18 protein-coding genes are annotated in these 22,798 nt (G+C 70.5%); 11 read left to right on the top strand and 7 right to left on the bottom strand.

Translation table 11 applies throughout. The annotated features are described in order from the left end of the window. Window positions 1-6 precede the first annotated feature (6 nt). Window positions 7-1,002, bottom strand: a complete 996-nt coding sequence (corA, locus tag ACZ601_RS31985; protein WP_440574983.1) for a magnesium/cobalt transporter CorA — start codon at window positions 1,000-1,002, stop codon at window positions 7-9. A 59-nt stretch (window positions 1,003-1,061) separates the two neighbouring features. Here corA and ACZ601_RS31990 point away from each other — a divergent pair, with 59 nt between their 5' ends. From ACZ601_RS31990 to ACZ601_RS32010, 5 genes are all read left to right on the top strand, one after another. Next, window positions 1,062-1,772 carry a histidine phosphatase family protein gene (locus tag ACZ601_RS31990; RefSeq protein ID WP_327336116.1) on the top strand — a complete coding sequence of 237 codons (711 nt, stop codon included), beginning with the start codon at window positions 1,062-1,064 and terminating at the stop codon, window positions 1,770-1,772. 107 nt (window positions 1,773-1,879) lie between these two features. Further along, entirely contained in the window at window positions 1,880-2,470 is a 591-nt protein-coding gene (locus ACZ601_RS31995; protein WP_123528141.1) for a DUF3090 domain-containing protein, read from the top strand. Then, window positions 2,434-3,273 carry an SCO1664 family protein gene (locus ACZ601_RS32000; protein ID WP_469544548.1) on the top strand — a complete coding sequence of 280 codons (840 nt, stop codon included), beginning with the start codon at window positions 2,434-2,436 and terminating at the stop codon, window positions 3,271-3,273. Before ACZ601_RS31995 ends, ACZ601_RS32000 begins: the two co-directional genes overlap by 37 nt. A gap of 178 nt (window positions 3,274-3,451) precedes the next feature. Continuing rightward, a complete protein-coding gene (gene mshC / locus ACZ601_RS32005) occupies window positions 3,452-4,681 on the top strand; it encodes a cysteine--1-D-myo-inosityl 2-amino-2-deoxy-alpha-D-glucopyranoside ligase (RefSeq protein ID WP_440574971.1) in 1,230 nt (409 codons plus the stop codon). 109 nt (window positions 4,682-4,790) lie between these two features. Continuing rightward, window positions 4,791-7,832: an NPCBM/NEW2 domain-containing protein gene (locus ACZ601_RS32010; RefSeq protein ID WP_469544551.1), complete on the top strand. Its 3,042-nt coding sequence runs from the start codon at window positions 4,791-4,793 to the stop codon at window positions 7,830-7,832. A gap of 63 nt (window positions 7,833-7,895) precedes the next feature. Here ACZ601_RS32010 and ACZ601_RS32015 read toward each other — a convergent pair whose 3' ends face one another. Beyond that, entirely contained in the window at window positions 7,896-9,017 is a 1,122-nt protein-coding gene (locus ACZ601_RS32015; protein WP_469544553.1) for a PAC2 family protein, read from the bottom strand. 258 nt (window positions 9,018-9,275) lie between these two features. Here ACZ601_RS32015 and ACZ601_RS32020 point away from each other — a divergent pair, with 258 nt between their 5' ends. The 5 genes from ACZ601_RS32020 to ACZ601_RS32040 all read left to right on the top strand — a co-directional run bounded on the left by ACZ601_RS32020 (window position 9,276) and on the right by ACZ601_RS32040 (window position 15,124). Next, the gene (locus ACZ601_RS32020; protein WP_469544555.1) at window positions 9,276-10,613 is read left to right on the top strand and encodes an L-fuconate dehydratase; all 1,338 of its coding nucleotides are present in this window, start codon (window positions 9,276-9,278) and stop codon (window positions 10,611-10,613) included. Then, window positions 10,610-11,389, top strand: coding sequence for an SDR family NAD(P)-dependent oxidoreductase (locus tag ACZ601_RS32025; protein WP_469544557.1), 780 nt, complete (start codon window positions 10,610-10,612; stop codon window positions 11,387-11,389). Before ACZ601_RS32020 ends, ACZ601_RS32025 begins: the two co-directional genes overlap by 4 nt. A gap of 122 nt (window positions 11,390-11,511) precedes the next feature. After that, on the top strand, window positions 11,512-12,552 hold the full coding sequence (locus ACZ601_RS32030; RefSeq protein ID WP_440574976.1) for a sugar ABC transporter substrate-binding protein: 1,041 nt from the start codon (window positions 11,512-11,514) through the stop codon (window positions 12,550-12,552). Window positions 12,553-12,554: 2 nt separating this feature from the next. After that, window positions 12,555-14,075, top strand: a complete 1,521-nt coding sequence (locus ACZ601_RS32035; protein ID WP_469544559.1) for a sugar ABC transporter ATP-binding protein — start codon at window positions 12,555-12,557, stop codon at window positions 14,073-14,075. Continuing rightward, window positions 14,072-15,124 (top strand): ABC transporter permease, encoded by a 1,053-nt coding sequence (locus tag ACZ601_RS32040; protein ID WP_327336108.1) that lies wholly within the window; start codon window positions 14,072-14,074, stop codon window positions 15,122-15,124. The genes ACZ601_RS32035 and ACZ601_RS32040 overlap by 4 nt, the downstream gene beginning before the upstream one ends. 110 nt (window positions 15,125-15,234) lie before the next feature. Here ACZ601_RS32040 and ACZ601_RS32045 read toward each other — a convergent pair whose 3' ends face one another. The 5 genes from ACZ601_RS32045 to ACZ601_RS32065 all read right to left on the bottom strand — a co-directional run bounded on the left by ACZ601_RS32045 (window position 15,235) and on the right by ACZ601_RS32065 (window position 21,108). Continuing rightward, the gene (locus ACZ601_RS32045; RefSeq protein WP_123468707.1) at window positions 15,235-15,906 is read right to left on the bottom strand and encodes a FadR/GntR family transcriptional regulator; all 672 of its coding nucleotides are present in this window, start codon (window positions 15,904-15,906) and stop codon (window positions 15,235-15,237) included. Window positions 15,907-16,094: 188 nt separating this feature from the next. Further along, a complete protein-coding gene (locus ACZ601_RS32050; protein ID WP_440574978.1) occupies window positions 16,095-17,708 on the bottom strand; it encodes a glycerol-3-phosphate dehydrogenase/oxidase in 1,614 nt (537 codons plus the stop codon). Between the two features lie 6 nt (window positions 17,709-17,714). Beyond that, a complete protein-coding gene (gene glpK / locus ACZ601_RS32055; protein ID WP_440574979.1) occupies window positions 17,715-19,256 on the bottom strand; it encodes a glycerol kinase GlpK in 1,542 nt (513 codons plus the stop codon). A gap of 55 nt (window positions 19,257-19,311) precedes the next feature. After that, window positions 19,312-20,103 (bottom strand): MIP/aquaporin family protein, encoded by a 792-nt coding sequence (locus ACZ601_RS32060; RefSeq protein WP_440574980.1) that lies wholly within the window; start codon window positions 20,101-20,103, stop codon window positions 19,312-19,314. A 240-nt stretch (window positions 20,104-20,343) separates the two neighbouring features. Next, window positions 20,344-21,108, bottom strand: a complete 765-nt coding sequence (locus tag ACZ601_RS32065) for an IclR family transcriptional regulator (protein WP_440574981.1) — start codon at window positions 21,106-21,108, stop codon at window positions 20,344-20,346. 239 nt (window positions 21,109-21,347) lie between these two features. Between ACZ601_RS32065 and ACZ601_RS32070 the strand changes: the two genes are divergently transcribed. After that, window positions 21,348-22,798: homocysteine S-methyltransferase family protein (locus ACZ601_RS32070; RefSeq protein ID WP_469544565.1), on the top strand; the 1,451-nt coding region annotated here is incomplete at its 3' end.

Raw genomic sequence — 22,798 nt, forward strand, 5'->3', positions numbered from 1 at the left:
CCCGGGTCAGAGCCAGCCGCGCCGCTTGAACTGGCGGTACAGGCCGAGGACCACGCCCGCCATCAGCACGATCACCGCCGGGTACGCCCACACCCACTTCAGCTCCGGCATGTGATCGAAGTTCATGCCGTAGATCCCGGCGACCATGGTCGGCACCGCCGCCATCGCCGCCCAGGCCGAGATCTTGCGCATGTCGTCGTTCTGCCGCACCCCCATCTGCGCGAGGTGCGCGGACAGGATGTCGGAGAGCAGCCGGTCCAGGCCCTCCACCTGCTCGTTGGCGCGCGTCAGATGGTCCTGGACGTCCCGGAAGAACGGCTGCGACTGTTCATGGACGAAGGGCACCCCCGCGCTCGCCAGCCGGGCCAGCGGGGCGCCCAGCGGAACGGTCGCCCTGCGGAACTCCAGCACCTGGCGCTTGAACGTGTAGATGCGGGCCGCGGTGTTCTTCGAGTCGCCGGTCGCGGCCGGGGCGAAGACCTCGGTCTCCAGCTCCTCCAGGTCGACCTGGAGCTCGCCCGCGACATCGATGTAGTGGTCCACGATCGCGTCGCTGATCGCGTACAGCACCGCGGTGGGCCCGTGCTTGAGCACATCGGTCTCGGCCTCCAGCCGGCGGCGCACGGCGGCGAGCGGAGCACCCTCGCCGTGCCGGACCGTCACGACGAACGAGTCGCCTATGAACACCATCAGTTCGTCCGCGCTGACCGTGTCGCTCTCGTGGTCGTACACGACCGGCTTGATCACCGCGAACAGCGAGTCGTCGTACACCTCCAGCTTCGGCCGCTGGTGCGCGGCCAGCGCGTCCTCCACCGCCAGCGGGTGCAGTCCGAACTCGCTGCTGACCAGCTCGAACTCCTTCTCCGTCGGCTCGTGCAGACCGATCCACAAGAAGGCGTCACCGGTGGACCGGGCCTCTTCGAGGGCGTCGGAGAAGTCGGCGGGGCCGTCGGTGCGGCGCCCGTCCCGGTAGATGGCGCAGTCCACAATCACGGCGCGTATTGTGCCCTGCCCAGGTCCCGGGCGCACCTTTGCCGGGGCGTCGGCCTACCCTGGCCGGTATGCCCACCCTGATCCTCGTACGCCACGGACGCTCCACCGCCAACACGGCCGGGGTCCTCGCGGGCCGGACCCCCGGCGTCGCACTCGACGAGCGCGGCGCGGAGCAGGCCGCGGCGCTCCCCGCACGGCTGGCTGCGCTGCCGCTCGTCGCGGCCGTCAGCAGCCCCCTGCAGCGCTGCCGCGAGACACTGCGCCCCCTGCTCGACGCCCGGCCGGAACTGCCGCTGCACACCGAGGAGCGCATCAGTGAGTGCGACTACGGTGACTGGTCGGGCCGCAAGCTCGCCGAACTCACCGACGAGCCGCTGATGACGGTCGTGCAGCAGCACCCGTCGGCGGCGGCCTTCCCCGGCGGTGAGTCCATGCGGGCGATGCAGGCACGCGCCGTCGACGCGGTCCGGGAGTGGAACGCGCGGATCGAGGCGGAGCACGGTGAGAACGCCGTCTACGTGATGTGCTCGCACGGGGACATCATCAAGTCCCTCGTGGCCGACGCGCTCGGCATGCACCTGGACCTCTTCCAGCGGGTCCACGCCGACCCGTGCTCGGTCACCGCGATCCGTTACACCAGGCTGCGGCCCTTCCTGCTGAGGCTGGGCGACACCGGCGATCTCGCCCCCCTTGCCCCGCGCGAACCGTCCCCCGACGAGACGAAGGCCGCCGGTACGGAGGCCGATGCCGCGGTCGGGGGCGGCGCTGGAGCACCGTGATCGCTCCGCGCAGTAGGGTGGACGCGCCGTAGGCGCCTTTCCGGGAGAACTCTCTCCCGGGCCCCGGCCGACCCCCCATCCGCGTCAAATCACAAGGGAGACAGGACGTGTCCCGTCAGGTGTTCCTCTACGACCCCCCGGACCGTTTCGTGGCCGGTACGGTCGGGCTGCCTGGACGTCGTACGTTCTTCCTGCAGGCATCCTCAGGCGGACGTGTCACCAGCGTGGCCCTGGAGAAGACCCAAGTCGCCGCCCTCGCAGAGCGGGTGGACGAACTGCTCGACGAAGTGGTCCGCCGCACCGGGGGCAATTCCCCGGTGCCCGCCGTGGCCCCGATGGACGTCACCGACACCGCTCCACTCGACGTCCCCGTCGAGGAGGAGTTCCGCGTCGGCACGATGGCCCTCGCCTGGGACGGCGAGGAACAGCGCATGATCGTCGAGGCGCAGGCCCTGGTCGAGCTGGACGCGGAATCCGTCGAGGACCTCGCGGAGGCCGAGGAGCGGCTGCTCCAGGACGAGGAGAACGGCCCGCCGATGCTCCGGGTCCGGCTCAGCGGTGCCCAGGCCCGCGCCTTCGCCAAACGCGCCCTGGACGTCGTGAACGCGGGCCGCCCCCCGTGCCCGCTGTGCAGCCTCCCGCTCGATCCGGAAGGACACGTATGCCCGCGCCAGAACGGATACCGCCGCGGGGCCTGACCGACGCCGGGCGGATGACCCTGCTCGGCAAGGGCGAGCTCACCGTCCTCGGACAGGTTCGGGGGGCCTCCAACGCGGTGCTGTACTGCTCGGTCGCCTACGAGGGCGAGGAAGCGCACTGCGTGTACAAGCCGGTCGCCGGCGAACAGCCCCTGTGGGACTTCCCCGACGGCACGCTCGCCCAGCGCGAGGTGGCCGCCTACGAGGTCTCCGAGGCGACCGGTTGGGGCCTGGTGCCGCCGACCGTGCTGCGGGACGGTCCGTACGGCCAGGGCATGTGCCAGCTGTGGATCGAGGCGGCGCCGCAGGGCGAGGACGATCCGGGGCTGCTCGCGCTCGTCGAGGACGAGGAGCCGGGCGAGGGCTGGAAGGCCGTGGCGCTGGCCGAAGTGGGGGAGGGGAAGACCGCGCTGCTGGTGCACGCGGACGATCCCCGGCTGCGGCGGCTCGCGGTCCTCGACGCGGTGATCAACAACGGCGACCGCAAGGGCGGGCACCTGCTGCCCGCGCCCGACGGCCGGCTGTACGGCATCGACCACGGTGTGACCTTCAACGCCGAGGACAAGCTGCGCACCCTGCTCTGGGGCTGGGCGGGCGAGCCGCTGCCCGCGGAGGCCGTCGAGGTGCTGGACCGGCTGGCCGCCGGGCTGGAGCCGGGGGCGGCCCTGGTCACCCGGCTGGAGGAACTGATCACCGCGGCCGAGATCGAGGCGCTGCGGGCCCGGGTCGCGGGGCTGCGGTCCACCGGGCTCCACCGGGAGCCGAGCGGGGGCTGGCCGGCCATTCCGTGGCCGCCGGTGTAGGCGGGGCCCGGCCGGGCGGCCCCGCCGGGCTCCCCGGCCCGCACCCGCCCGGGTGCGGGTCCGGTCTCCGTGTCGGGGGGCGTGAAGCACGCTCCGGGGCCGGGCGCAAGAGTGCCTCTTCGGACAGGATCCCCCCTCCGGTTCGTATCCGGAAGGCGCGTCCGGTTACGCTCGTCGCATGCATGCCTGGCCCGCTTCTGAGGTCCCCGCCCTTCCTGGCAAGGGCCGCGACCTTCGGATCCACGACACCGCGACCGGCGGACGGATCACCCTTGACCCCGGTCCCGTCGCCCGCATCTATGTCTGCGGCATCACGCCGTACGACGCGACCCATATGGGTCATGCGGCGACCTACAACGCGTTCGACCTCGTCCAGCGCGTGTGGCTCGACACCAAGCGGCAGGTTCACTATGTCCAGAACGTGACGGACGTGGACGACCCGCTGCTGGAGCGGGCCGTGCGCGACGGACAGGACTGGACCGAGCTCGCCGAGCGCGAGACGGCCCTGTTCCGCGAGGACATGACCGCCCTGCGCATGCTCCCGCCGCAGCACTACATCGGAGCCGTCGAGGCGATACCCGGCATCGTGCCGCTCGTCGAACGTCTCCGGGACGCGGGCGCCGCCTACGACCTCGACGGCGATGTGTACTTCTCCGTCGACACCGACCCGCACTTCGGCCAGGTCTCCAACCTGGACGCGGAGGCGATGCGGCTGCTCTCCGCCGAGCGCGGCGGGGACCCGGAGCGTCCGGGCAAGAAGAACCCCCTCGACCCGATGCTCTGGATGGCCGCCCGCGAGGGCGAGCCGAGCTGGGACGGCGGCTCCCTCGGCGCCGGCCGCCCCGGCTGGCACATCGAGTGCGTCGCCATCGCCCTGGACCACCTCGGCATGGGCTTCGACGTCCAGGGCGGCGGCTCCGACCTCGCCTTCCCGCACCACGAGATGGGCGCCTCGCACGCCCAGGTACTGACCGGCGAGCACCCGTTCGCCCAGGCGTACGTGCACGCCGGAATGGTCGGCCTGGACGGCGAGAAGATGTCCAAGTCCAAGGGGAACCTGGTCTTCGTCTCGGCACTCCGCCGCGACGGCGTGGACCCGGCGGCGATCCGCCTGGCCCTGCTCTCGCACCACTACCGCTCCGACTGGGAGTGGACGGACCAGGTCCTCGCGGACGCGGTGGACCGGCTCGCCCGCTGGCGCGCCGCCGTCTCGCGGCCCGACGGGCTCGCCGCCGACGCGCTGGTCGAGGAGGTCCGGGCCGCCCTCGCCGACGATCTGGACACCCCGACGGCGCTGGCCGCCGTGGACCGCTGGGCCGAGCGGCAGAGCGCCGCGGGCGGCCCGGACGAGGGGGCGCCGGGACTCGTCTCGCGCACCGTCGACGCGCTGCTCGGTGTCGCGCTGTAACCGCCCGCCGTATTACGTCCGTTCACCGGCCCCGAACTTCTTGATGAAGTTCGGGGCCGGTTCCGTTTTGTCCATGGTCAAATGCTCGGTGCTGCGCTAAAAGCGCTCTATGCAATCATCAACACGCATCAGAACGGCGGTAGTTGCAGCGCTGCTGGGACTGTTCGCCGCCCTCTCCGGACCGGGCAGCGCCCAGGCGGATCCGGCCGCCCCCACCGAGTCGACGGTCGGCGATCTCACCGGCTTCTCGGCCGACGGACCCGTCTACCACCTGCGGGCGGGCACCGCACAGGCCCGGGTCAGCTTCGTGTCCGACGAGACCTTCCGGATCGAACTCGCCCCGGACGGAACGTTCACCGACCCGGCGGGCGACGCCATCGTGCTGCCCCAGGGGACCCCGCCCCGCACCCACTGGAAGGAGCGGAGCGACCGTTACGACCTCTCCACCGGCGATGTCACGCTGCGTGCCTACAAGTCGCCGCTGCGGTTCGCCCTGTACCGGGCCGACGGCACCGAGGTGTGGTCGGAGGCGAAGGGGCTCAGCTGGGACGGCGAGAAGACCACCCAGACCCTCGCGCGCGGCGGCGACGAGCAGTTCTACGGCGCCGGTATGCAGAACGGCCGGGGCAACACCTCGCACCGGGGCCAGACCGTCGAGGTCGGCGTCGACTACAACTGGGACGACGGCGGCCACCCCAACTCGGTGCCCTTCTACCTCTCCTCGGCCGGCTACGGCGTGTTCCGCAACACCTTCGCGCCGAACACCTACGCGTTCAACGACCCGGTGGCCACCAGCGCCGAGGAACAGCGCTTCGACGCCTACTACTTCGCGGGTGACGCCAAGGACGTCATAGGCCAGTACACGAAGCTCACCGGCAAGCCGTTCCTGCCGCCGGTCTACGGCATGGAGATCGGTGACTCCGACTGCTACCTGCACAACGCCAACCGGGGTGAGCGCCGTACCAAGGACTCGCTGAAGGTCGCCGACGGCTACGTCGAGAACGACATGCCGAACGGCTGGATGCTCGTCAACGACGGCTACGGCTGCGGCTACGAGGACCTCGCGGAGACCGCCAAGGGCCTCCAGGACCGCGACATGGAGCTCGGACTGTGGACAGAGGACGGCATCGACAAGCTCGGTGACCAGGTCAAGGCGGGCCAGCGCGTCGCCAAGCTGGACGTGGCCTGGGTAGGTGACGGCTACAAGTTCGCCCTGGACGGCTGCAAGGACGCCTACAAGGGCATCGAGGACAACAGTGACGCCCGGGGCTTCACCTACGCCCCCGAGAGCTGGGCGGGCGCCCAGCGCTGCGGAGTCCAGTGGTCCGGCGACCAGTCCGGCACCTGGGACTACATCCGCTGGCAGATCCCGACCTACGCGGGCGCCACGATGTCCGGCCTCGCCTACACCACGGGCGACGTCGACGGCATCTTCGGCGGCAGCGCCAAGACGTACACCCGTGACCTCCAGTGGAAGATGTTCCTCGGGACCACGATGACCATGGACGGCTGGGCGGCCAGCGACAAGCAGCCCTTCCGCTACGGCGAGCCGTACACCTCCATCAACCGCGACTACCTCAAGCTCAAGGAGTCGCTGCTGCCCTACCAGTACTCCTACGCGCACGAGGCGACCAAGACGGGCGTCGGCATGGTCCGCCCGCTGGTGCTGGAGTACCCGGACGACCCGAAGGCCGCTACGGACGCGGCGAAGTACGAGTTCATGTCGGGCGAGGACTTCCTCGTCGCCCCCGTCTACCAGGACAGCACCGAGCGCGACGGCATCTACCTCCCCAAGGGCACCTGGACCGACTACTGGACCGGGCGGACCTACCGGGGGCCGACGACCGTCGACGACTACAGCGCCCCGCTCGACACCCTGCCGCTGTTCGTCAGGGGCGGCGCCAGTGTGCCGATGTGGCCGGGCATCCGCTCGTACCGGGACCGCACGGCCGGCTCCCCGCTCGCCTGGGACATCTACCCGCAGGGCGCGTCCTCCTTCACCCTGTACGAGGACGACGGCGTGACCCGTGAGCACCGCGACGGCGCGTACGCGACCCAGAAGGCCGATGTCCGCGCTCCGTCGAAGGGCGCGGGCGACATCACCGTGAACATCGGTGCGAGCAAGGGGAAGTTCACCGGCAAGCAGAGCAGCCGCCCGTACGAGTTCAGTGTGCACACCGGCTCGGAGCCGAGTGCGGTGAAGCTCACCGGCAAGCTGCCCCGGCTCGGCTCTGCCGCCGCCTACGCGAAGGCGAAGCAGGGCTGGTGGTACGACCGCGACGACCGGGGCGGCGTGGTGAAGATCAAGACCGCCCCGCTGTCCACGGGCAAGAAGTTCTCCGTGAAGCTGGAGAACACCAGCGCGGTCGGCGGACGGAACGCGGCCGCCACGGCCGCCGTCTCCGCACCCCGGGGCCAGGAGATCGGCGCGGGCACCCCGGCCACCGTCGCCGTCGACGTCACCGCAGGCCGCAGCGACGTCACGGACGCGGCCGTCTCGCTGGACGTCCCCAAGGGCTGGAAGGCCACCCCGGCCGCCGTGCGCCGGATCCCGGCGGGCACCACCCGGCGGGTCGAGGTGTCGGTGACCCCGGCGAAGGACGCGACCGTGGGCGAGGCGCGGCTGACCGCGCTGGCCCGCTACCGATCGGCGGGCGAATCCCGTACGGCGGTCCAGCGGATCGCCGCCTCCGTGATGCCGCCGCCGCCCACCGGTGAGGCGTGGGCGAGCGATCTGGAGTGGCTGAGCTCGGTCAACGGCTACGGTCCGGCGGAACGCGACCGCAGCAACGGGGAATCGGGCGCGGAGGACGGCAAGCCCCTCACGCTGGCCGGGAAGACGTACGAGAAGGGGATCGGCACCCACGCCGACTCCGACATCGAGTTCTACACCGGCGGGCAGTGCTCGAAGTTCACCGCGGACGCCGGGATCGATGACGAGATCGACGGATACGGCGAGGTGGCGTTCTCCGTCGAGGCCGACGGCAAGGTGCTCTGGACCTCGCCGAAGGTGACCGGGGCGTCGGCGGCCGTACCGGTCGACGTACCGCTGGACGGTGCGCGCCATGTGCGGTTGAAGGTCACGGACACCAACGCGTCCAAGACCGGTGACCACGCCGACTGGGGCGCCGCGCGCTTCACCTGCTCCTGAGTGTCAGCGGCGGAAGAAGGGAGCCGGGCGGGTGTCCACCCGCCCGGCTCCCGGCTGTCCGGATCAGTCCTCCGACGAATCGCCCGGCGCAGCGTCCGGCGGATCCGGCGGCGAGTCCGCGGAGGCGTCCCCCGGAGCGTCCTTCGGCGCCTCGCCCGGCTTCGAAGCCGGACCGGAACCCGGATCCGTGCCGCGCGTGGGGCCGCTTCCGGAGCCGCTCACCGGACCCGGGCCGGCATCCGGCCGGGTCGGCTTCGGCGGCCTGGTCCGGCCGCTCGACGTATCGCGCAGGTACGAGCCGTCGCCGCTCTCCGTCGCGTGCCCGCCCGGCCCGGCGCCCGGACCGGGGTCCCGGCGCCGCAGATAGCGCTCGAACTCCCGGGCGATGGCCTCACCGCTCGCCTCGGGGAGCTCCGCGGTGTCGCGGGCCTCCTCCAGCGTCTGCACGTACTCCGCGACCTCACTGTCCTCAGCGGCCAGTTGGTCCACCCCGAGCTGCCAGGCGCGTGCGTCCTCCGCCAGTTCGCCCAGCGGGATGCGCAGCCCGATGAGGTCCTCCAGCCGGTTCAGCAGCGCCAGGGTGGCCTTCGGGTTGGGCGGCTGCGACACGTAGTGCGGCACCGCCGCCCAGAGGCTCACCGCGGGCACACCCGCGTGGGTGCACGCCTCCTGGAGGATGCCGACGATGCCGGTCGGCCCCTCGTACCTGGTCTCCTCCAGGTCCATCGTCCGCGCCAGGTCCGGATCGGACGTCACACCGCTGACCGGTACCGGGCGGGTGTGCGGGGTGTCGCCGAGCAGCGCACCGAGCACCACCACCATCTCGACGCCCAGTTCATGGGCGAAGCCCAGGATCTCGTTGCAGAACGAGCGCCAGCGCATCGACGGCTCGATGCCCCGGACCAGGACGAGATCGCGGGGCTTGTCCCCGCCGACGCGGACCACGGAGAGCCGGGTCGTCGGCCAAGTGATCTTGCGCGTCCCGCCCTCCAGGAACACGGTCGGCCGGTTGACCTGGAAGTCGTAGTAGTCCTCGGCGTCCAGCGCCGCGAACACCTCTCCCTTCCACTCCCGGTCCAGGTGCGCGACCGCCGTGGAAGCCGCATCACCTGCGTCGTTCCACCCCTCGAACGCGGCCACCATGACCGGGTCGACCAGCTCGGGAACCCCGTCGAGCTCGATCACCCAGGCCTCCTTCCGAAGTTCCCTTGCGTACGGAACAACCTTACGGCTTCCGGCCACTGCCGCCGCAGCCCCCGCGCACGGCCGGGGCGAACCCGGGCCACGGGGGTGCATCACCGGTCGAATCAGGGCATCAAGCCCGTCATACATCCGAGCTGTGTGGGGGCAATTTCGGCTCAACCCTGGACGTTGGCCCCTTCGGGACGCTATACATCGGATGACCAGAGCAGAGGTCCGATGTTATTTCCCCTGGGGGCGCACATGAGTCAGACCGTCACGGACTTCGAGGTTCACGACATCCGTTTTCCGACCTCGGAGCAACTGGACGGCTCGGACGCCATGAACCCCGATCCCGACTACTCGGCGGCCTATGTCGTACTGCGTACCGACGCCGCGGGCGATGACGGTGGCGGCATCGAGGGACATGGCTTCTGTTTCACCATCGGGCGCGGCAACGAGGTGATGGCAGCCGCCATCCAGGCTTTGCGGCCCTATGTCGTGGGCCGTCCCGTGCCCCGCACCGCGGCGGACCTTGGCGCGCTGTACCGGGACCTCACCCACGATTCCCAACTGCGCTGGCTGGGGCCCGAGAAGGGCGTGATGCACATGGCGGCCGGCGCGGTCGTCAACGCGGCCTGGGACCTGGCGGCGAAGCGTGCGGACAGACCCGTCTGGCAGTTCCTGGCCGAGATGACGCCGGAGGAGCTCGTCTCCCTCGTCGACTTCCGCTACCTCAGCGACGCCCTCACCCCAGAGGAGGCGCTCGCGATCCTGCGCGCCGCGGAACCGGGCCGGGCCGAGCGGGCCGAGCGGCTCCGCGCCGAGGGATACCCCGCCTACACCACCTCGCCCGGCTGGCTCGGCTACTCCGACGACAAGCTCGTCGGACTGGCGAAGGAGGCCGTCGCGGACGGCTTCACCCAGATCAAGCTGAAGGTCGGCGGCGACCTCGCCGACGACGTCCGCAGGCTCGGGCTCGCCCGGCAGGCCGTCGGCGACGACGTGCGGATCGCGGTCGACGCCAACCAGCGCTGGGACGTCGCCGACGCGGTGGAGTGGATGAACGCCCTCGCACCGTACGACCCGCACTGGATCGAGGAGCCGACCAGCCCCGACGACATCCTCGGCCACGCCGCCGTGCGCGCCGGGCAGCCGGTCAAGGTGGCCACCGGTGAACACGTCGCCAACCGGGTCGTGTTCAAGCAGCTGCTCCAGGCCGGCGCGGTCGACTTCGTCCAGATCGACGCCGCACGGGTCGCGGGTGTCAACGAGAACCTGGCGATCCTGCTGCTCGCCGCCAAGTACGGCGTACCGGTCTGCCCGCACGCGGGCGGCGTCGGCCTGTGCGAGCTGGTGCAGCACCTCTCGATGTTCGACTATGTGGCGGTCTCCGGGACCTGGGAGGACCGGGTGATCGAGTACGTCGACCATCTGCACGAACACTTCGCGGACCCCACCGTGATCGAATCGGGCCGCTACCGGGCCCCTGCCTCCCCGGGCTTCTCCGCCCGGATGCTTCCCGAGTCGATCGCCGCACACCGTTATCCGGAGGGCCCCGTATGGCAGGCCCGCCGCACCACTGAGGAGGACAGCCGATGACCGGCACACGCGACTTCGAGGGGATGAACGCCCTGGTGACGGGCGGCGCCTCCGGTATCGGGGCCGCCGTCGCGACCATGCTCCTGGAGCGGGGCGCCCAGGTTGCCGTCCTCGACCGGGAGACCGCGGGCGCCCCGGCGGGCACCCTCGCGGTCAAGGCGGACGTCACCGACGACGCGGCCGTGCGCGACGCGGTCGGCCGGGCGGCGGCCGAACTGGGCTCCCTGCACACGCTCGTCTCGAACGCGGGCATCGGGTCCATCGGCTCCGTCGAGGACAACGACGACGACGAGTGGACCCGGGTCCTGGACATCAACGTCCTCGGCATGGTCCGCACCGCCCGGCACGCCCTGCCCCATCTGCGGCGCGCCGCCGCCGAGCGCCCCGGCGCCGTCTCGATCACCCAGACCTGTTCGATCGCCGCGACCGCCGGGCTGCCGCAGCGCGCCCTGTACAGCGCGAGCAAGGGCGCGGTCCTCTCGCTGACCCTGGCGATGGCCGCCGACCACGTCCGCGAGGGCGTCCGGGTCAACTGCGTCAACCCCGGCACCGCGGACACCCCGTGGATCGCGCGGCTGCTCGGCCAGGCCGGGGACCCGGAAGCAGAACGCGCCGCCCTCAACGCCCGCCAGCCGCTGGGCCGGCTGGTCTCCGCGGACGAGGTGGCCGCCGCGATCGTGTACCTCGCCAGCCCGGCCGCCGCCTCCGTGACGGGCACCGCGCTGGCCGTCGACGGCGGAATGCAGGGCCTGCGGCTGCGCCCCGCCGACAGCTGACCGCAGGGCGGGCGGCCCGAGCCGAACCACCGGGGCCGCCCGCCCCGTACCACCCGCACAAGGCACCCCAGCACATGCCAACAGATCTCCGAGCCGGTACTCCACAAAGGAACGGGACACCAATGAGAGTGCGTACGACGAGTGCGGCAGCCTGCGCCGTACTGCTGGCCGTCACTGCCCTCGCGGGCTGCAACCGCGAATCATCGGACGACGGCGCGGGTGGCGGGAAGGTCGGCATCGACCTGCCGCGCAGCGACAGCGACTTCTGGAACTCCTACCAGAACTACGTCCAGAAGGGGGTCAAGGGCGGCGAGGTCAAGGCGCTGCCGCTGACCAACTCGCAGAACGACATCGGCAAGCTGGTCGCCAACGTCCAGACCTTCGCCGACCAAGGCGCCAAGGCCGTGGTGATGGCGCCGCAGGACACCGGCGCGATAGCCGAGTCGCTGAACACGCTGAACGAGAAGAAGATCCCGGTCATCAGCGTCGACACCCGCCCCGACAAGGGCGACATCTACATGGTGGTGCGCGCCGACAACAAGGCGTACGGGACCAACGCCTGCAAGTACCTCGGTGAGCAGCTCAAGGGCAAGGGCAAGGTCGTCGAATTCCAGGGCGACCTGTCCTCGATCAACGGCCGCGACCGCTCCGAGGCCTTCAAGTCCTGCATGGACAAGGACTTCCCGGGCATCAAGGTGTTCGAGCTGGCCACCGACTGGAAGGGCGACGTCGCCTCCGCGAAGCTCCAGTCGACACTGGCCGCGCACCCCGACATCAACGGCATCTACATGCAGGCCGGCGGCGTCTTCCTGCAGCCGACCCTCGCGCTCCTGGAGCAGAAGAAGCTGCTGAAGCCGGCCGGTTCGCCTGGCCACATCACCATCATCTCCAACGACGGCATCCCGGAGGAGTTCGACGCCATCAAGGCCGGGAAGATCGACGCGACGATCTCCCAGCCCGCCGACCTGTACGCGAAGTACGCGCTGTACTACGCGAAGGCGGCGCTGGACGGGAAGACCTTCAAGGAGGGACCGACCGACCACGACTCCACCATCATCAAGATCCCGAACGGCTTCGAGGACCAGCTGCCCGCCCCGCTGGTGACCAAGGACAACGTCGACGACCCGAAGCTGTGGGCCAACCAGCTGGAGAAGAAGAAGTAGCCATGGACCAGGCACCACCACCTGCCGTACAGGCGGAAGGCGTCGTCAAACGCTTCGGACCGACCGTCGCGCTCGACGGGGTGAAGCTCACCGTGCTGCCGGGCGAGTCGCACGCGCTCGTCGGCCGCAACGGCGCGGGCAAGTCGACCCTGGTCAGCGTGTTGACCGGGCTCCACAAGGCGGACGCGGGCACGGTCACCTTCGGCGGGGAACCCGCGCCGGCCTTCGGGGACACCACGGCCTGGCAGTCGAAGGTCGCCTGCGTCTACCAGAAGTCCATGGTCGTCCCCGACCTGACCGTCGCGGAGAACCTCTTCCTCAACCGGTTCGACGACAACGCCCGCTGGATCAGCTGGGGACGGCTGCGCAAGCGCGCGGAGCAGCTCCTGGCGGACTACGGCGTCCAGGTCGACCCGAACACCCGGGCCCGCGATCTCGCCGTCGAGCAGCGTCAGTTCGTCGAGATCGCCCGCGCGCTGTCCTTCGGCGCGCGGCTGATCATCCTCGACGAGCCGACCGCCCAGCTCGACGCCCGCGGCATCGGGCGGCTCTTCGACAAGCTCAGGGAACTGCAGAGCCAGGGAGTGGCGTTCCTCTTCATCTCCCACCACCTCCAGGAGGTGTACGAGCTCTGCACGGCCGTCACCGTCTACCGCGACGCCCGGCACGTACTGACCGCCCCGGTGGCGGACGTGGCGAAGACGGAGCTGGTGGCGGCGATGACGGGCGAGAAGTCCGGCGGAGCCGTCGCCTGGCACGCGGCCGGCACCACCACCCCGCCCGACGCCTCCGCGGCGCCCGTCCTGAGCGTCGAGGGGCTCACCCTGGAGGACCGGTTCGAACCGCTGGACCTCCAGGTGCGCCCCGGCGAGGTGCTCGGCCTGGCCGGCTCCGCGGCCAGCGGCAACACCGCGCTGGGCGAGGTGCTCGCGGGGATGCGCAAGCAGGGCGGCGGCACGGTCCGGGTGCACGGGGAGACCGTGCGCCCGGGAAGCGTGCCGCACGCGCTGGCCGCCGGGATCGGCTACATCCCCGAGGACCGGCACGACCAGGGCCTGGTCCTGCAGCGCAGCGTCGCGGAGAACGCCACCCTCACGGTCGCCGACCAGCTCGGGCCGTGGGGGACCGTACTGCCCTCCCGTACGCGGGAGTTCGCCCGGGGCATGATCGACTCACTGGACATCAAGACCCAGGGCCCCGAGCAGCCCGTCGCCGGGCTCTCCGGCGGCAACCAGCAGAAGGTGGTGGTCGCCCGCGCGCTGGCCCGCAGGCCCAGCGTGCTGGTGGCCGTCCGGCCCACCGCGGGCGTGGACGTCAAGTCCAAGGACTCGCTCCTCGGGGTCGTCCGGCGGGTGGCCGACGAGGGCAATGCCGCGGTCGTCGTCTCCGACGAGCTGGACGATCTGCGGGTCTGCGACCGGGTGCTGGCCCTGTTCCACGGGCGAGTGGTCGCCACGTTCGCAAGCGGGTGGACCGACGGGGATCTCGTCGCCGCCATGGAAGGTGTGGGGGAAAGGGAATGACCGGCACGATACGGCCGTCCACGGCCGACGACATCGAGGCGGGACCGAAGGGCGGGCCCGGGGACGGCAGTCCGCTGAGCCGGCTCAAGCTGATCCGGTGGAGCGACTTCTCGCTGGTGCCGGTGATCCTGGTGCTGATGGTGATCGGCTTCATCGTGTCGCCGGTCTTCCTCACCTCGGACAACCTGATCAGCGTCGTCCAGCAGTCCTCCGAACTCAGTCTGCTGGTCCTGGGCCAGGCCCTCATCCTGATCTGCGGGCGGATGGACCTGTCGCTGGAGTCGACGATCGGCATCGCGCCCGTCGTCGCCATGTGGCTGGTGCTGCCCGGCGACGACGGCCGCTTCGCCGGCCTGGGAATCCTCCCCACCTGGATGGCGATTCCGCTCTGCCTGCTGGTGGGCCTCGTCATCGGGGCGATCAACGGCTTCCTGATGCTGAAACTGCGGGTCAACGGCTTCATCGCCACGCTCGGCATGCTGACCATGCTGCGCGGACTCCACATCGGCATCACCGAGGGCAAGTCCATCACCGACGTCCCGGAGTCCTTCCGCTACCTCGGCAAGACCTCCTGGCTCGGCGCGCCGGCCGCGGTCTGGATCTGCCTGTTCCTCTTCGCGGTCGGCGGCGCGGCACTGGCCTGGCTGCGCCACGGGCGCTCGCTGTACGCGATCGGCGGCAACCCGGAAGCGGCGCGCGCCGCCGGTATCCGGGTCGACCGGGTCACCTGGATCGTGCTCGCCATCGGCGGCCTGCTGGCCGCCTTCGCGGGCATCCTCTACACCGGCCACTACGGGGCGGTCGCCGCGACGCAGGGCAACGGCTGGATCTTCCAGGTGTTCGCGGCCGCGGTGATCGGCGGCATCAGTCTCAAGGGCGGCCGAGGCACCCTGTTCGGCGCGCTGACCGGCGTTCTGACGCTCCAGCTGGTGGTCAACGTGATGACCCTCGGCGGCGTCCCGGCCCTCTGGAACCAGTTCCTCAACGGCGCGATCATCATCGTCGCCCTGGTCATCTCCCGCTTCGCGAGCGGCGAGAAGCAGGACTGAGCGTTGCACGCTCGAAAAACGCCGGCGGGGCTGACCTTTTCAGCCCCGCCGGCGTTTGAGGCGCGGGGTGCGGGGCGGAGCCCCGGTTCACCCCGCACCCCGCGTCCCGCCTAAAGCGTCGACCGCAGCCACTGCTCCACGCTGGCCACATGCACCGTCGCCCACGACCGCGCGGCCTCCGCGTCGCGGTCCCGCAGCGCCGAGACGATCGCCCGGTGCTCGTGCAGCGTGCGGCTCACCGCGTCCTCCTGGGTCAGACCGCGCCAGACCCGGGCCCGGGTCGTCGGCCCCGAGAGTCCGTCGAGCAGTGAGCAGAGCACCGAGTTGCCGGACGACTGCACGATGCCCCGGTGGAACTCCAGATCGCAGGCCACCAGCTCCTCGACCGAGGGGCGGCTGCCCAGGGCGTCCAGCTGGGAGCTCAGCAGGTCCAGTTGCTCCTCGGTGATCCGGCTCGCCGCCATCGCGGTCGCGGCCGGCTCCAGGATCCGGCGGACCGCCAGGAACTCCAGCACCGTGTCGTCGCGGTGGAAGTCCACCACGAAGCTCAGCGCCTCCAGGAGCAACTGCGGATCCAGACTGGTGACATACGTGCCATCGCCCTGGCGCACGTCGAGAATGCGGATGAGCGACAGGGCGCGCACCGCCTCCCGCAGTGAGTTGCGGGACAGGCCGAGCTCCGCGGCGAGTTCGCTCTCCTTGGGGAGACGATCGCCGGGCCGTAGCGCACCCGAGACGATCATTCCCTTGATCTTCTCGATGGCCTCGTCAGTGACAGCCATGGGCGACCTCCAGACATCCGATGTATCGCTCCATTATGCGTCCCCGACGGCGGTCCACAGTCCCTTCGGGACAACCTGTGCGACGACCACCCCCGAGGCGCGGAGATTCGCCCGGTTTCGTGCACATGGGTTCCGTACATACGAGAGGGGGCGGCGTCCACGGATGGATGCCGCCCCCTCCCGGCCGGTCAGCTCCTGCGGTCCCCGAGCACGGACTCGACGCCGGCCCGGATCTCGTCCGTGGCCAGACCCCGGATGGTCAGCGTCGTGCGGCGCCGCAGCACGTCGTCCGCCGTCTCGGCCCACTCGTGGTCGCGCGCGTAGGCGACCTGCGCCCAGATCTCCGGCGCGTCCGGGTGGATGCGCTCCGCGAGCACCGGGTCCTCGTTGGCCAGCCGGGCGATGTCGAAGGACAGCGAACCGTAGTGCGTGGCCAGGTGCCGTGCGGTGTCGGCGGACATCCGGGGCCCAGGCGTGCCGCCGTCGACCAGCAGCCGGTGCGCCACCGCGTTCGGGTTGGCGATCCCCGGCAGCGGGAGCTTCTTCGGCAGCCGGGCCATCGGCTCCATGTCCTCGGCCAGGGGATGGCCGGGGAGCGCGGCCAGCTTGTTCATCACCGTCCGGCCGATGTGGCGGAACGTCGTCCACTTGCCGCCCGCGACCGACAGCATCCCGCCGCGGCCCTCCGTCACGACGGTCTCGCGCTTGGCCTTGGCCGTGCCGCCGGGACCGCCCGGCAGCACCCGCAGACCCGCGAAGGAGTACGTGATCAGATCCCGCGACAACTGCTGGTCCCGGACCGAGAACGCGGCTTCGTCCAGGATCTGCGCGGTGTCCTTCTCGGTCACCGCGACATCCGCCGGATCGCCCTCGTACTCCTCGTCCGTCGTGCCGAGCAGCAGCATGTCCTCCCACGGCAGGGCGAACGTGATGCGGTACTTGTCGATCGGGGTGGCGAGCGCGGCCTTCCACGGGCGGGTGCGCTTGAGCACCAGGTGCGCGCCCTTGGACAGGCGTATGGAAGGCGCCGCGTCCGGGTTCTCCATCTTGCGCAGGTGGTCGACCCACGGCCCGGTGGCGTTCAGCACCAGACGGGCGTTGATGCCGAACTCCGTACCGTCCACGGCGTCCCGCAGATCGGCACCGGTCACCCGGCCCTTGGTGAAGCGGAGCCCGGTGACGGCGGCGTGGTTGAGCACGGCGGCGCCCGCCTCGACGGCCGCGCGGACCGTCATCAGCGCCATCCGCGCGTCGTTCATCTGGTCGTCGCCGTAGACCGCGACGGCCTTCAGGTTGTCGGTCCGCAGCTCCGGAACATCGCGCTGCGCCTTCGCCGGGCTGATCACATGGCCGACGCCGTCGCCGAAGGCGGAGAGCGCCGAGTACGCGAACACGCCCGCGCCGAGCTTGGCGGCGCCGTGCGGCCCGCCCTTGTAGACCGGCAGGTAGAAGGTGAGCGGGTTGGCTAGGTGCGGTGCCACCTGACGGGACACCGCACGCCGCTCGAAGTGGTTCTCCGCGACCAGCTTCACCGCGCCGGTCTGCAGGTAGCGCAGACCGCCGTGGAGCAGCTTGGAGGAGGCGGAGGAGGTGGCGCCGGCGAAGTCACCGGCGTCCACCAGAGCCACCCGCAGTCCGGACTGCGCGGCGTGCCAGGCGGTGGAGATGCCCAGGATGCCGCCGCCGATCACCAGGAGGTCGTACGTCGCCTTGGAAAGCTGCTCCCGGGTCGCGGCGCGGCTCGGAAGGGAGCCGGAGGCCGGATGCGTCCCGAGGGCGGGGACGCTCTGCAGGGTGGTCATGTATCTCTACTCCTCGTCTTCGAGCCAGTCCATGGTCCGCTGTACGGCCTTGAGCCAGCTCTTGTACTCGCGTTCGCGGGTGTCCGCGTCCATGCGGGGGGTCCACTCGGCGGCCCGGCGCCAGTTGGCGCGCAGCGCGTCGGTGTCCGGCCAGAAGCCGACGGCGAGGCCGGCGGCGTAGGCGGCGCCGAGGCAGGTGGTCTCGGCGACCATGGGCCGCACCACGGGTGCGTCCAGGAAGTCGGCGAGGGTCTGCATCAGCAGGTTGTTGGAGGTCATGCCGCCGTCGACCTTGAGCGCGGTCAGCTCGACGCCGGAGTCCTTGGTCATGGCGTCGCTGATCTCGCGGGTCTGCCAGGCGGTGGCCTCCAGTACGGCACGGGCGATGTGCGCCTTGGTGACGTAACGGGTGAGACCGGCGATGACGCCGCGGGCGTCGGGGCGCCAGTACGGGGCGAACAGTCCGGAGAAGGCGGGCACGAAGTACGCACCGCCGTTGTCCTCGACCGACAGGGCCAGGGTCTCGATCTCGGCCGCGGACTGGATCAGGCCCATCTGGTCGCGCATCCACTGCACCAGCGAACCGGTGACGGCGATCGACCCCTCCAGGGCGTAGACCGGCTTCTGGTCGCCGATCTGGTAGCCGACCGTGGTCAGCAGCCCGTTGTAGGAGTTGACGGGCGTCTCACCGGTGTTCATCAGCATGAAGGTGCCGGTGCCGTACGTGGACTTGGCCTCGCCCTCGGAGTAGCAGGTCTGGCCGAACAGCGCGGCCTGCTGGTCACCGAGCGCCGAGGCGACCGGCACGCCGTCGAGCACGCCACCCTTGGCGTGGCCGTAGACCTCGGCCGAGGACCGGATCTCGGGCAGCACCGCGGCCGGGATGCCGATGGAGGAGAGGATCTTGTCGTCCCACGCCATCTTGTGCAGGTTCATCAGGAGCGTGCGGGAGGCGTTGGTGACGTCGGTGACGTGGACGCCGCCCTCGGTGCCGCCGGTCAGGTTCCAGATGACCCAGGAGTCCATGGTGCCGAAGAGGATGTCGCCCCGTTCGGCCCGCTCGCGCAGCCCCTCGACGTTGTCGAGCAGCCAGCGGACCTTGGGCCCGGCGAAGTACGAGGCGAGCGGCAGGCCCGTCTCGCGGCGGAAGCGGTCCTGGCCCACGTTGCGGCCGAGCTCCCGGCAGAGCGCGTCGGTGCGCGTGTCCTGCCAGACGAGGGCGTTGTGGACGGGCTCACCGGTGTTCTTGTCCCACATCAGCGTCGTCTCGCGCTGGTTGGTGATGCCGATGGCCTTCACGTCGGCGGCGGTGATGCCCGCCTTGACGATGGCGCCGGCCACGACCTCCTGGACGTTCTCCCAGATCTCGGTCGCGTCGTGCTCGACCCAGCCCGGCTTCGGCAGGATCTGCTCGTGCTCCTTCTGGTCGACGGAGACGATCCGGCCGTCCTTGTCGAAGACGATGCAGCGGCTGGAGGTGGTGCCCTGGTCGATGGCCGCGATGAACGGCCCGGTTCCGTGGGTGCCGGTGGTAGGTGCGTCGGTCACGGTGTGCTCCCGGAGGTCTGTGAGGTCTTGGGGTTACGGCTCTGGGTCCGGTGTCTCACGCGAAGGCCAGGTTGTAGAGCCCGCCCGCGAGCGCGCCGCCGATCAGGGGGCCGACGACCGGGACCCATGCGTAGCCCCAGTCGGAACCGCCCTTGTTCGGCAGCGGAAGCAGCGCGTGCACGATACGCGGACCGAGGTCGCGGACCGGGTTGATCGCGTACCCCGTCGGCCCGCCGAGCGAGAGGCCGATGCCGACGACGACCAGAGCGGTGATCAGCGCGCCGAGTGCGCCGAGGCCGTTGCCCTTGTCGTTGAGGCCCTGGGTGAGGATCGCCAGGACCAGCACGATGGTGGCGATGATCTCGGTGACGACGTTCTGTACGGCGTTACGGATCTCCGGGCCCGTCGAGAAGACGCCGAGCACCGGTCCGGCCTTGGGGGCCGCGGCCTGGTCGACCATGCCCTCGTCACCCGTGTGGGCCTTGAGGACCTCCGGATCCGTGAGATGCGCCCGGAACTGTCCGTAGTAGACCAGCCAGGCCAGCACCGCGCCGATCATCGCGCCGAGGAGCTGAGAGGCGAGGTAGAGCGGTACGTCGCTCCACTTGGTTCCGCCCTCGATCGCCAGGCCGATGGTGACGGCGGGGTTGAGGTGTGCGCCGGACACGCCGCCCGCGATGTACGCGCCGGTCAGGACCGCGAAGCCCCAGCCGAAGCTGATCGCGACCCAGCCGGCGTTCTGTGCCTTCGAGTGCTTGAGGGTGACGGCGGCACAGACACCGGCGCCGAGCAGAATGAGTACGGCGGTACCGATGGTCTCGCCGATGAAGATGTCGGAGCTGGACACCCGCGACTCCTTTGTCCTTCGTCCAGGAAGCCGAACCCCGGGTCCCTCCGGTGGTCCGCGCCCTCAGGTGAGGGCGTTACCGGCCCTAGGCACTTGTCACACCATAACGCTTGTTTCCGTTAAGTGTTCGACAATGCCGACCGATGCACGGCAGTGTTCCTCTCGGGTGAATGGGGCGTCAAGGGGTCTGTGGCCTACAACTCGATCGTGAGACCCATATCCGATGATTCCTTACGGGGCTCAGAAGCGCCTGGCGCCCAGATCCCGGGAGACCGCTCGGGCGCAGTCGCGTACCGAGGCGATCAGGTCGGGCCTGAGCTCGCCGTCCACGCAGACCCGCTCCACCGCGCCGGTCACGGCCACTGCGCCGACCGGCATCCGGCGCCGGTCGTGGATCGGCGCGGCCACCGAGGCGACGCCCTCCCAGGTCTCCTCCATGTCGGCCGCCCAGCCGCGTGCGCGGATCAGGTCGAGCATCGACTCGAACTCCTGCGGATCGGTGACGGTGCGGGGCGTGAACGACTGCCGCTCGGCCTCCATGGCCTCCGTGTGCGCCACCGGGTCGTAGGCGGACAGCACCTTGCCCAGGGCCGTGGAGTGCAGCGGCTGCATGGCCCCGACCTCCAGGACCTGCCGGCTGTCGTCGGGCCGGAAGACGTGGTGGACGATGAGGACGCCACGCTGGTGCAGTACGCCCAGATGGGTGCTCTCGCCGCTGGAGCGGGCCAGGTCGTCCGTCCAGACCAGCGCGCGGGACCGCAGCTCGTGGACGTCCAGATAGCTGTTGCCCAGGCGCAGCAGCTCGGCGCCGAGCTGGTAGCGGCCGGAGGTGTCGTCCTGCTCGACGAAGCCCTCGTGCTGGAGCGTACGCAGGATGCCGTGGGCGGTGCCCTTGGCCAGGCCCAGCGAGGAGGCGATGTCGGAGAGTCCCAGTCGCCGCTCGCCGCCCGCCAGCAGTCGCAGCATCGCGGCCGCCCGCTCCAGCGACTGGATGTTCTTGGCCATCGCGCCGTACTCCTCCACTGTGGTTCGACAATGCTGAACACTATCGGTCGATGCCGACCAGTGCTCGATCGTGGGAGAAGTCTGCGGTACCCCGCCGGTCCGGACAGCCCCCGGAACAGCATGCAGTCCGATTCGTGGGACAGAGTGACGGGTCAGGACGCCGCCCGGCTACGCTGGCCAGGTGCGGCCTCCGCCGAAGCCGCAAAGCCGACAGCCGTCGCATCCCAGGGAGTACATCCATGGCCCCGTCGCCGACCCCTTCCGCCGACAGCAGGACCCGATCCGCAGCACTCCGCGAGGCGCTCGCCACCCGGGTGGTGGTGGCCGATGGCGCGATGGGCACCATGCTCCAGGCGCAGGACCCCACGCTTGAGGACTTCGCGAACCTTGAGGGCTGCAACGAGATCCTGAATCTCACCCGGCCGGACATCGTGCGCTCGGTGCACGAGGAGTACTTCGCGGTCGGCGTGGACTGCGTGGAGACGAACACCTTCGGCGCGAACCACTCGGCGGCGAACGAGTACGAGATCGCCGACCGGATCCATGAACTGTCCGAGGCGGGCGCCCGCATCGCCCGCGAGGTCGCCGACGAGTTCGGGGCCAAGGACGGCCGCCAGCGCTGGGTCCTCGGCTCGGTGGGCCCCGGCACCAAGCTGCCCTCGCTCGGCCACATCGCGTACGACGTGCTGCGCGACGGCTACCAGCAGAACGCCGAGGGCCTGCTCGCCGGCGGCGCGGACGCCCTGATCGTGGAGACCACGCAGGACCTGCTGCAGACCAAGTCCAGCCTGATCGGCGCGCGCCGAGCCATGGAGGCGCTGGGCGTCGACGTGCCGCTGATCTGCTCGCTCGCCTTCGAGACGACCGGCGTCATGCTGCTCGGCTCCGAGATCGGCGCCGCCCTGACGGCCCTGGAGCCGCTCGGTATCGACCTGATCGGCCTGAACTGCTCGACCGGCCCGGCCGAGATGAGCGAGCACCTGCGCTATCTGGCCCGGCACTCGCGCACCCCGCTGATGTGCATGCCGAACGCGGGTCTGCCGGTGCTGACCAAGGACGGCGCGCATTTCCCGCTCGGTCCCGAGGGTCTGGCGGACGCGCAGGAGACGTTCGTCCAGGAGTACGGGCTGTCGTTGGTGGGTGGGTGCTGCGGTACGACTCCGGAGCACCTGCGCCAGGTAGTCGACCGGGCCCGTGACCTCGCCCCGGCCGTCCGGGAGCCGCGTCCCGAGCCGGGTGCCGCTTCGCTCTACCAGACCGTCCCGTTCCGGCAGGACACTTCGTACCTCGCCATTGGTGAGCGGACGAACGCCAACGGGTCGAAGAAGTTCCGTGAGGCGATGCTGGAGGCGCGCTGGGACGACTGTGTGGAGATGGCCCGTGACCAGATCCGCGAGGGCGCTCACATGCTCGACCTGTGCGTCGACTACGTGGGCCGCGATGGGGTCGCGGACATGGAGGAGCTGGCCGGCCGGTTCGCGACCGCCTCGACCCTGCCGATCGTGCTGGACTCCACCGAGCTGCCGGTGCTGCGGGCAGGGCTGGAGAAGCTCGGCGGGCGGGCCGTGCTGAACTCGGTGAACTACGAGGACGGTGACGGGCCCGAGTCGCGCTTCGTGAAGGTCACTCAGTTGGCCGCTGAGCACGGCGCGGCGCTGATCGCGCTGACCATCGACGAGGAGGGTCAGGC

The organism is Streptomyces sp. NPDC104307 (assembly GCF_055584045.1).

Coding starts and splice junctions, on each gene's coding strand:
- ACZ601_RS31990 (WP_327336116.1), top strand. CDS start 1,062: ATGCCCACCCTGATCCTCGTACGCCACGGACGCTCCACCGCCAACACG.
- ACZ601_RS32000 (WP_469544548.1), top strand. CDS start 2,434: ATGCCCGCGCCAGAACGGATACCGCCGCGGGGCCTGACCGACGCCGGG.
- mshC (WP_440574971.1), top strand. CDS start 3,452: ATGCATGCCTGGCCCGCTTCTGAGGTCCCCGCCCTTCCTGGCAAGGGC.
- ACZ601_RS32010 (WP_469544551.1), top strand. CDS start 4,791: ATGCAATCATCAACACGCATCAGAACGGCGGTAGTTGCAGCGCTGCTG.
- ACZ601_RS32020 (WP_469544555.1), top strand. CDS start 9,276: ATGAGTCAGACCGTCACGGACTTCGAGGTTCACGACATCCGTTTTCCG.
- ACZ601_RS32025 (WP_469544557.1), top strand. CDS start 10,610: ATGACCGGCACACGCGACTTCGAGGGGATGAACGCCCTGGTGACGGGC.
- ACZ601_RS32030 (WP_440574976.1), top strand. CDS start 11,512: ATGAGAGTGCGTACGACGAGTGCGGCAGCCTGCGCCGTACTGCTGGCC.
- ACZ601_RS32035 (WP_469544559.1), top strand. CDS start 12,555: ATGGACCAGGCACCACCACCTGCCGTACAGGCGGAAGGCGTCGTCAAA.
- ACZ601_RS32040 (WP_327336108.1), top strand. CDS start 14,072: ATGACCGGCACGATACGGCCGTCCACGGCCGACGACATCGAGGCGGGA.
- ACZ601_RS32045 (WP_123468707.1), bottom strand. CDS start 15,906: ATGGCTGTCACTGACGAGGCCATCGAGAAGATCAAGGGAATGATCGTC.
- ACZ601_RS32050 (WP_440574978.1), bottom strand. CDS start 17,708: ATGACCACCCTGCAGAGCGTCCCCGCCCTCGGGACGCATCCGGCCTCC.
- ACZ601_RS32065 (WP_440574981.1), bottom strand. CDS start 21,108: ATGGCCAAGAACATCCAGTCGCTGGAGCGGGCGGCCGCGATGCTGCGA.